At 67.6% G+C, this 9,541-nt stretch carries 8 protein-coding genes; 5 read left to right on the top strand and 3 right to left on the bottom strand.

Annotated elements, in window-relative coordinates:
* Positions 1-1,564 (top strand): thioredoxin domain-containing protein (locus tag Q8814_RS21630; RefSeq protein ID WP_330154043.1); only part of this gene is annotated, 1,564 nt, incomplete at its 5' end.
* A gap of 19 nt (positions 1,565-1,583) precedes the next feature.
* On the opposite strand, the gene Q8814_RS21625 is transcribed toward Q8814_RS21630, so the two are convergent.
* Together Q8814_RS21625 and trhA are read right to left on the bottom strand one after the other, a co-directional pair.
* On the bottom strand, positions 1,584-2,501 hold the full coding sequence (locus Q8814_RS21625) for a mechanosensitive ion channel family protein (protein WP_330154042.1): 918 nt from the start codon (positions 2,499-2,501) through the stop codon (positions 1,584-1,586).
* An 88-nt stretch (positions 2,502-2,589) separates the two neighbouring features.
* Positions 2,590-3,273, bottom strand: a complete 684-nt coding sequence (gene trhA, locus Q8814_RS21620) for a PAQR family membrane homeostasis protein TrhA (RefSeq protein WP_330154041.1) — start codon at positions 3,271-3,273, stop codon at positions 2,590-2,592.
* Positions 3,274-3,422: 149 nt separating this feature from the next.
* On the opposite strand from trhA, the gene Q8814_RS21615 reads away from it, so the two are divergent.
* A complete protein-coding gene (locus Q8814_RS21615; RefSeq protein WP_330154040.1) occupies positions 3,423-4,190 on the top strand; it encodes an isoprenyl transferase in 768 nt (255 codons plus the stop codon).
* Between the two features lie 24 nt (positions 4,191-4,214).
* Here Q8814_RS21615 and coaA read toward each other — a convergent pair whose 3' ends face one another.
* On the bottom strand, positions 4,215-5,147 hold the full coding sequence (gene coaA / locus Q8814_RS21610; protein ID WP_330154039.1) for a type I pantothenate kinase: 933 nt from the start codon (positions 5,145-5,147) through the stop codon (positions 4,215-4,217).
* Positions 5,148-5,322: 175 nt separating this feature from the next.
* On the opposite strand from coaA, the gene Q8814_RS21605 reads away from it, so the two are divergent.
* From Q8814_RS21605 to Q8814_RS21595, 3 genes are all read left to right on the top strand, one after another.
* The gene (locus Q8814_RS21605; protein WP_330154038.1) at positions 5,323-6,522 is read left to right on the top strand and encodes a DUF885 domain-containing protein; all 1,200 of its coding nucleotides are present in this window, start codon (positions 5,323-5,325) and stop codon (positions 6,520-6,522) included.
* 93 nt (positions 6,523-6,615) lie between these two features.
* Positions 6,616-7,911: a serine hydroxymethyltransferase gene (gene glyA, locus Q8814_RS21600; protein ID WP_330154037.1), complete on the top strand. Its 1,296-nt coding sequence runs from the start codon at positions 6,616-6,618 to the stop codon at positions 7,909-7,911.
* Between the two features lie 283 nt (positions 7,912-8,194).
* Positions 8,195-9,541: PhoH family protein (locus Q8814_RS21595; RefSeq protein WP_330154036.1), on the top strand; the 1,347-nt coding region annotated here is incomplete at its 3' end.

Below are 9,541 nucleotides of genomic sequence, written 5' to 3'. Positions count from 1 at the left end.
CACATGGAACAACCGCCGCGACGACGTGGCGAAGGCCGCCGAGGCGGTGGTCACCGAGCTGCAGCGCAGCAGCGGCGGGCTCCCGGCCGGCACGAAGACTATCGACGCGGCGCTCCTCGACGCCGCCGCCACCGCCATCGCCGCCGACGAGGACCGGACCCACGGTGGATTCGGTGGAGCACCGAAGTTCCCGCCGTCGAACCTGCTCGAGGGGCTCGTACGCAACTACGAACGCAGCGGCTCGGCCGAAGTCCTCGGCCTGGTCGAACGCGCCGCCGCCGCGATGGCCCGCGGCGGAATCTACGACCAGCTCGGCGGGGGTTTCGCCCGCTACAGCGTCGACGCCGGATGGGTGGTGCCGCACTTCGAGAAGATGCTCTACGACAATGCGTTGCTGCTGCGCGTGTACGCGCACCTCGCACGGGTGACGAATGCGGCGTTGCCGCGTCGTGTGACCGAGGAAACCGTCGCGTTCCTCCTTCGCGACCTGCGCACCGAGCAGGGATGCTTCGCCTCGGCGCTCGATGCCGACACCGACGGCGTCGAGGGACTGACCTACGTCTGGACGCCGGAACAACTCGTCGACACCCTCGGACCGGACGACGGTGCCTGGGCCGCGCGACTGTTCGCGGTCACCGCCGTCGGCACGTTCGAGGAGGGCGCATCGGTACTGCAGTTGCCGGCCGACCCCGAAGACGTGGATCGGTACGCGCGAGTGCGGGCCAGGTTGTTCGAGGCCCGGCAGGCACGGCCTCAGCCCGGTCGCGACGACAAGGTCGTTACCGCCTGGAACGGCTTCGCGGTGACGGCGCTCGCCGAAGCCGGCGCCACGCTCGGCCGGCCGGATTGGGTGGACGCCGCGGCCACGTGTGCACGCGTGCTCCTCGACACGCATCTCGTCGAGGGACGATTGCGGCGCGCGTCGCTCGGAGGTGTCGTCGGTGAACCGGCGGGAGTGCTCGAAGACTACGGCGCGCTGATCACGGCGTTGCTGGCCGTCTACCAGGCCACCGGCGAACTCGGCTGGCTCGCTCCGGCGCGCGCCCTCGCCGACACCGCCCTCGAACAGTTCGCCGATCCCGAGCGTCCCGGCAGCTGGTTCGACACCGCGCACGACGCGGAAACCCTCGTCGCACGTCCCCGCGACCCGGTCGACGGGGCCACCCCCTCCGGCGCCGCGCTCATCACCGAAGCGTTGCTCACCCTCGCGGCGGCGGTGGAGGAGGGACGCTACGCGGACGCAGTCGACAACTCACTGGGCGCCGTGTCGCTGCTGCTCGACCGGGCACCCCGGTCGGCGGGGCATTGGCTGACAGTCGCCGAGGCCGCCGTCCGCGGGCCGATCCAGGTCGCGGTGGCGGGCGGCGGGGAGCTGCTCGACGCCGCGCGGGCCGTGGCTCCCGGGGGCGCGATCGTCGTCGGCGGTGTCCCGGATTCGTCGCCGCTGCTGGCCGACCGGCCCCTCGTCGACGGCGCTCCGACCGCGTACGAGTGCCGGGGCTTCGTGTGTGACCGGCCGGGGACCGCCGTTCCTGATCTCCTCGAGGTGCTGGCCGCGTCCTGACGGCCCCCGGCGCCGCCGATCAGACCGAGGTGGCCGGCGCCAGCAACATCGACGGCGAGTCGATGCCGCCCTGTTCGAACGCCTCGAGCACCGAACGCGTGAGGGCGCGGCGCACCGCCCACTGCTGACCGGCGCGCACCCGCACGGTGACCCGCAGGGTGACCGCGCCGGCCGTCACCGAGTTGACGCCGAGCAGTTCGGGTTCTTCGAGCACACTCGGCGCGATGTCGTCGCGTTCGACCGCGTCGAGAACCGCCCGCAACGCCATCTGGCACGCTCGCTGCACATTCGCCGTCGGCGAGATCGGGATGTCGACGACCGCCACGGCATGGCCCTGGCTCATGTTGCCTACTCGCAGAATCTCACCGTTGCGGCAGTACCAGAGGGTTCCATCGATGTCCCGGACGGTGGTCACGCGCAGTCCGACGGATTCGACGGTACCCACGGCGTCGCCGACGTCGACGACATCGCCGACCCCGTACTGGTCCTCGAGCAGCATGAACATCCCCGAAATGAAATCGCGCACCAGGTTCTGCGCACCGAAGCCGAGCGCGACACCGGCGATACCGGCCGACGCGATGAACGGCGCGACATTGAACCCGAGGGTGGCCAGGGTCTGCAGCACCACCCAGACCAGGACGAGAATCGACACGCCGGACTTGAACACCGAACCGATCGTCTGGGTCCGCTGGACGCGGCGTTCGCGTACCGCGGGATCCCCGAGGCTCTTGACCGCGCGTTCCTGAAGCGGGCGCAGGATCGAGGGGGACGCCTTCACGCCGGGTGGACGCGGCTTCGTCATACGATCGATCAGCCGGTGCAACACGAAACGCAGGGCGATCGCGACGCCGATGTAGCCGGCGATCGCCAGTGGCCGCTCGATCAGCCACTCACGGTTCGTATCGGTGAGCTCGAAGGCCAGTTGAGAAATAGACATCGACCGCGAGTGTACAAATTTGTGACAGTTGTGGCCGCGTGTGTGACACGTTGCACGATGAGGCGGTCGGTGCCCGTAACCAGGTAAATCAGGTGAATACGACAAGCCACACCGCAACGGCGTGGCACAGCGCGGCGATCACCGTGGCGGCATGGAAGAACTCGTGGTGCCCGAAAGTGGCGGGCCACGGGTCGGGCCATTTCGTCGCGTAGAGAATCGCTCCTCCGCTGTAGAAGAGCCCCCCGATCAACAACAGCACCATCGGGGCGATACCGGCTTGGTCGACGAGATCGCCCGCGACCGGGACGATGGCCCAACCCAGGAGCAGATACAGGGGCACACCCACCCAGCGCGGCGCCGTCGGCCACAGCATTTTCAGCGCGACACCGGCGACGGCCCCGGACCACACCACCAGAAGGAGGGTGCGTCCGGTGTCGGGTGGCAGCGCGAGCGTCGCGAACGGTGTGTAGCTGCCGGCGATGAAGACGAAGATCATCGAATGATCGGCGCGCTTCATCCAGATCCGCGCCCGCGGGCTGTTCCAGTGCACGCGGTGATAGAGGGCGCTCACCCCGAACACGCCGCACACCGTGAGGCTGTAGATCGCTGTGGGCCGGACCGGAGACGCCCCGGACGGTGACGGAGCGGCGAGGGTGGCCGCCGCAGCGACCAGCGCGATACCGGCGAGCACTGCGACGCCGAAGGCCCACAGGTGAATCCATCCGCGCATGCGGGGTTTGACGGGCAGCTCGTCGATGCCGAATGCCGTCATGTGTCTCGCTCTCTTCCTGAAGCTACGCAGCCGTAGGTTGGCGGTCGGCGTCAGATTACCGCCGCCGAGGGGAGTCCGCGCGACGGTGTGACCACCGTCGCCGCGGCGGAAAAGTGTGGGCGTAATGTGACTCGCGTGGTGATGACGGGGTGAACATCCGTGGCGTGCTCTACCGACTCTACGAACGACGGTTGCTCAGAGAACTCGAAGGGGCTCAGCAGCCGCGGCACGTCGCCGTCATGTGCGACGGCAATCGCCGCTGGGCTCGGGAAAACGGTTTCACCGACGTCAGTCACGGTCATCGCATGGGTGCCCGCAAGATCGCGGAACTGCTCAGCTGGTGCGACGCGGCCGGCATCGAGACTGCGACCATCTACCTGCTCTCCACCGAGAACCTGCGCCGCGACCCCGCCGAACTGGACGTGTTGCTCGAGATCATCGCGGATGTGGTCGAAGAGATCTCGGCACCCGACCAGAATTGGAGCGTGAAGATCGTCGGCACGCCCGATCTGCTGCCCGAAGATCACGCGAAACGGCTGCGTGAGGCCGCCGCGGGCACTGCCGGGCGTACCGGGACGCATGTCAACGTCGCGGTGGGCTACGGCGGCCGGCAGGAGATCGTCGACGCGGTGCAGGCGCTCCTGAGTGAGAAGCAGGCGCAGGGGTTGTCCGGTGCAGACCTGATCGATGCCGTCACCGTCGAGGCCGTGGGCGACAACCTCTACACCTCGGGGCAACCCGACCCCGACCTGGTGATCCGCACGTCCGGTGAACAGCGCCTCTCGGGATTTCTGCTGTGGCAGAGCGCATACTCGGAGATCTGGTTCACCGAGGCCTACTGGCCCGAATTCCGGCGGGTCGACTTCCTGCGCGCGCTTCGCGACTTCGCGGCCCGCCACCGGCGTTTCGGAGTATGACGACGCGACCCGCCGGGGCTGTGATCAGAGCTTGCGCAGACGCAACCGGTTGATCGCGTGGTCGGAATCCTTCCTCAACACCAGCGTTGCGCGCGGCCGGGTGGGGAGAATGTTCTCTACGAGATTCGGCAGATTGATCGAGTGCCAGATCTCCTTGGCGGCACCGACGGCGTCGCGATCGGACAGCTTCGAATAGTGATGGAAGTGCGCGTCCGGATTTGCGAACGAGGTCTTACGGAGCGCGAGAAACCGTTCCACATACCACTTCTCGATGTCCTCGATGCGGGCGTCGACATAGATCGAGAAATCGAACAGATCCGAGACCATGAGCCGAGGGCCGGTCTGCAGAACGTTGAGGCCCTCGATGATGAGGATGTCGGTTTGCCGCACGATGTGGTACTCGCCGGGGATGACATCGTAGGAGACGTGTGAATAGATCGGCGCCGCAACCTCTTCGGCGCCGGACTTCACCTCGGTAACGAAACGCAGCAATTTGCGCCGATCGTAGCTCTCCGGGAAGCCCTTCCGATGCATGATATTCCGTCGGATCAACTCTTTCGACGAGTACAGGAATCCGTCCGTTGTCACCAGATCCACCCGAGGGTGGTGTTCCCACCGCGCCAGCAGGGCCTGCAACACACGCGCGGTCGTGGACTTGCCGACCGCCACCGAGCCCGCCACGCCGATGACGAACGGTACCTGTTGGTCGGGGTGCTTCTCGCCGAGGAACGTCGCGGTGGCGGCGAAGAGTCGCTGCCTCGCGGCGACCTGCAGATGGATCAACCGGGAGAGCGGCAGATACACCTCGGCAACCTCGGCCAGATCGATCTGTTCGCCGAGACCGCGCAGACCGACCAGCTCGTCCTCCGTGAGCACCAGCGGTGTCGACTTACGCAGCGTCCGCCACTGCTTGCGATCGAACTCGACGTACGGGCTGGGTTCGCTCAGGCGCGCCATCGACACGTCCCTCGAGCGACGAAGGATCCGGCGGCACAGCCCGCGTGGGGGTTGCGACGAAGCATTTCCATGTTCGGGATTGTGCTCGCTGCCACACGGTGGTGCCCAGGCGGGGTCCCCGCCCCGGCGGGTTCGAGCTGCCGCCGTGCCGGAGGGGCGACTAGGGTGGCGAGGTATGCGACCGGACCATCTCGTGCGTGAATACCTGCTGCTCGGACTGTCTTTCGACCGGCTCGAGGAGGGGTTCGTCGACGCCTACACCGGCGACCCCGCGCTGCGCCGGCAGATCGAGAACGCGCCGATGCCGGATCCTCGTGATTTATCCCACACCGCACGACGGCTGCGCGATGAGATTCCCGCCGCCGAACTTCCGGACGAACGCGCCCGATTTCTCGACGCGCACCTGCGTGCACTGGACTGCTCGGCACGCAAATTCGCAGGTGAGAGCATCGGATTCGTCGACGAGGTCGAAGCGTATTTCGATGTGCGGATCGAGCCCGGAAACGAGGACGACTACCGCGCTGCCCACCGTCGGCTCGATGCGCTGCTGCCCGGGCACGGAACCACTGCCTCGCTCGCCGAGCGGCTGCAGGCACACCGCAAGTCCGAGGTCGTGCCCGCGGACCGGCTCGCCGAGTGCGTCGCGGCCTTCTCGAGCGCGCTGCGCGACAAGGTGCGGGCCGTGTATCCGCTGCCGGAGACCGAACAGGTCGAGTACGAGGTCGTCGGCGACAAACCGTGGTCGGGGTTCAACTACTACCTCGGTGACTACCGCTCCCGGGTGGCGATCAACTCCGATCTCGAGCAGCACATGTCGCAGCTTCCCCACCTGATCGCGCACGAGGCGTATCCGGGACATCACACCGAGCACTGCCGGAAAGAGGCGGGACTGGTGGGCGCGGGACAACTCGAGCAGACGCTGTTCCTGGTCAACACCCCGCAGTGCCTCATGGCGGAAGGGCTCGCCGACCTCGCGTTCGAGGCGATCATCGGACCGGGCTGGGGACTGTGGGCGCAGGAGATCTACGCCGACCTCGGCCTGCGGTTCGACGGTGAGCGTGCCGAGCAGCTGCACGAGGCGTCCGCGGGACTGCTGTCGGTGCGGCAGGATGCCGCGCTGCTCCTGCACGACCGCGGTCGCAGCCCCGACGAGGTCGCCGAGTTCCTGCAGCGCTGGTCGTTGTCGAGCCCGGAACGGGCCCGGCAGTCGCTCCGGTTCCTGTCGTCGCCGCTGTGGCGCGCGTACATCAGCACCTACGTCGAGGGCTACCGGTTGCTCGGTGGCTGGCTGGACCGGGCGCCCGCCGGGGCGGAGCGAGCCGACCGCTTCCGGCGCCTGCTCGACGAACCGTTGATCCCCAGCAGCCTGCGGTGACCTGCATCTCTTCGGGGACCGCCTTCCGGCACGGTGGACAGGGTTCGTAGACTGGATCTCGTATCCTGCCGCCCTCTGCTTGGAGAATTCTCGATGACCGCTGCGCCCGGCACCGACGTGAACACCGCCGCACTCGCCGACCTCGACCCCGAGGTCGCACAGGCTATGGCCGGAGAGTTGTCGCGTCAGCGCGACACCCTCGAGATGATCGCGTCGGAGAACTTCGTGCCGCGTGCGGTGCTGCAGGCGCAGGGCAGTGTCCTGACCAACAAGTACGCGGAGGGTTACCCCGGCCGCCGTTACTACGGTGGCTGCGAGAACGTCGACATCGTCGAGGACCTCGCCCGGAGCCGCGCGAAGGAACTGTTCGGCGCCGACTTTGCCAACGTGCAGCCGCACTCGGGCGCGCAGGCCAACGCGGCGGTGCTGATGGCGCTCATGACGCCGGGCGAGAAGCTGCTCGGTCTCGATCTGGCGCACGGCGGACACCTCACCCACGGCATGAAGCTGAACTTCTCGGGCAAGCTCTACGACGTGTCGTCCTACGGGGTCAGCAAGGAAGACCACCGCATCGACATGAACGAGGTCCGCGACATCGCGCTTCGTGAGAAGCCGAAGGTCATCGTCGCCGGTTGGTCCGCCTACCCGCGGCACGAGGACTTCGCGGCGTTCCGGTCGATCGCCGACGAAGTGGGCGCGTACCTGTGGGTCGACATGGCGCACTTCGCGGGCCTGGTCGCGGCGGGTCTGCACCCGTCGCCCGTGCCGTACGCGGACGTGGTGTCCACCACCGTGCACAAGACGCTCGGCGGCCCCCGCTCCGGCCTGATCCTCGCGAAGCAGGAGTGGGCCAAGAAGCTCAACTCCGCGGTCTTCCCGGGGCAGCAGGGCGGGCCGCTGATGCACGCGATCGCCGCGAAGGCCGTCTCCTTGAAGATCGCCGCGAGCGACGCGTTCAAGGACCGCCAGAGCCGCACCCTCTCGGGCGCGAAGATCCTTGCCGACCGCCTCTCGCAGCCCGATGTCACCGACAAGGGCATTTCGGTGCTCACCGGCGGCACGGACGTGCACCTGGTGCTGGTGGATCTGCGCAACTCGCAGCTCGACGGCCAGCAGGGCGAGGACGCGCTGCACGAGGTCGGCATCACCGTCAACCGCAACGCGGTGCCGTTCGATCCGCGCCCGCCGATGGTCACCTCCGGCCTGCGCATCGGCACCCCGGCCCTGGCCACTCGCGGCTTCGGCGACGAGCAGTTCACCGAGGTCGCCGACATCATCGCCCAAACCCTCATCGGTGGCGCCGACACCGACTCACTGCGGGCGCGTGTCAGCAAGCTCGCTCAGGACATCCCGCTCTACCAGGGGTTGGAGGACTGGAACCTCATCTGAGACTCCTGTCGCACCCGACACTTCCTGGGACGACCGGAAACCCGGCCGCAACCCAGAATTCACCGACACGCCCTGGCGCTCCACGAGCGTTCGGGGCGTGTTGGCGTTAGCGTCGAAGGTGTAGCCGGCGCAGGTGCCGGGTACACGGGAGGTCCCTGATCGTGTGGCTGAGCACAGTCGAAGCGAGGGGGCCGGCACCGGCCCCCGTGGGCACGAAGACACCGGGGACGACCGGCCCACCGAAAGATGTCGGTGCGGTGCCGCACAGACCGAGGAGCCTCACGTGAACGCAACACGCTCCGTCCCTGCCCACTCCGGGCGTCGTTCCGCAGACCCAGCCGCGAGTACCCCTTCTGTGCGTACCTATGTGCTGGACACATCCGTGTTGCTCTCCGATCCGTGGGCGGTCGCCCGGTTCGCCGAACACGAGGTGGTCCTGCCGCTTGTGGTGATCGGGGAACTCGAAGGCAAGCGCCACCACCACGAACTCGGATGGTTCGCGCGCGAAGCCCTGCGACTGCTCGACGACCTGAGGCAGCGGCACGGCCGTCTCGATCAGCCGATTCCGATCGGCGAGGCCGGCGGCACGATGCACGTGGAGCTCAACCACACCGACCCGATGGTGCTACCCGCAGGGTTCCGCACCGACACCAACGACGCACGGATCCTCGCGTGCGCCCTCAACCTGGCCGGTGAAGGGCGTGACGTGGTACTGGTCAGCAAGGACACGCCCCTGCGCGTGAAGGCCGGCGCGGTCGGCCTGCCCGCCGACGAATACCACGCGCAGGACGTCGTCACGTCGGGCTGGACCGGGATGACCGAACTCGATGTGGAGCGCGCACAGGTCGACGAATTGTTCGCCGAAGGTGTCATCGACCTCGACGCGGCGCGGGATATTCCGTGCCACACGGGGATCCGGCTTCTCAGCGGATCGTCGAGCGCGCTGGGCCGGGTGACCCCGGACAAGCGGGTGCAACTGGTGCGCGGCGACCGCGAAGCATTCGGACTGCACGGGCGTTCCGCCGAGCAACGGATCGCCCTCGATCTGCTGCTCGACGAATCCGTCGGCATCGTCTCGCTGGGCGGCAAGGCCGGTACCGGTAAGTCGGCGCTCGCCCTCACGGCCGGACTCGAAGCCGTGCTCGAAAGGCGCAGCCACCGAAAGTTGATCGTGTTCCGTCCGTTGTACGCGGTGGGCGGTCAGGAGCTCGGCTACCTCCCGGGCACGGAGAACGAGAAGATGAGTCCGTGGGGGCAGGCCGTCTACGACACGCTCGAAGGCATCGCCAGCCCGGCCGTGATGGACGAGGTGGCAAGCCGGGGAATGCTGGAAGTGTTGCCGCTTACCCACATTCGTGGTCGATCACTGCACGATTCGTTCGTGATCGTCGACGAGGCCCAGTCGCTCGAACGCAATGTGCTGCTCACGGTGCTCTCGCGGCTGGGATCCGGGTCGCGGGTCGTGCTCACCCACGACGTCGCCCAGCGCGACAACCTGCGGGTCGGACGGCACGACGGTGTGGCTGCCGTCATCGAAAAGCTCAAGGGTCACCCACTTTTCGCGCACATCACCTTGACCCGCAGTGAGCGGTCGCCGATCGCGGCGCTGGTGACGGAGATGCTCGAGGAG

It is taken from the genome of Rhodococcus chondri (genome assembly GCF_036327435.1).
Lineage (GTDB): Bacteria > Actinomycetota > Actinomycetes > Mycobacteriales > Mycobacteriaceae > Rhodococcus > Rhodococcus chondri.
Note: the sequence above shows the minus strand (reverse complement) of the source record. Positions and strands in the feature narration are given on the sequence as shown.

Coding starts and splice junctions, on each gene's coding strand:
- glyA (WP_330154037.1), top strand. CDS start 6,616: ATGACCGCTGCGCCCGGCACCGACGTGAACACCGCCGCACTCGCCGAC.
- Q8814_RS21605 (WP_330154038.1), top strand. CDS start 5,323: ATGCGACCGGACCATCTCGTGCGTGAATACCTGCTGCTCGGACTGTCT.
- trhA (WP_330154041.1), bottom strand. CDS start 3,273: ATGACGGCATTCGGCATCGACGAGCTGCCCGTCAAACCCCGCATGCGC.
- coaA (WP_330154039.1), bottom strand. CDS start 5,147: ATGGCGCGCCTGAGCGAACCCAGCCCGTACGTCGAGTTCGATCGCAAG.
- Q8814_RS21625 (WP_330154042.1), bottom strand. CDS start 2,501: ATGTCTATTTCTCAACTGGCCTTCGAGCTCACCGATACGAACCGTGAG.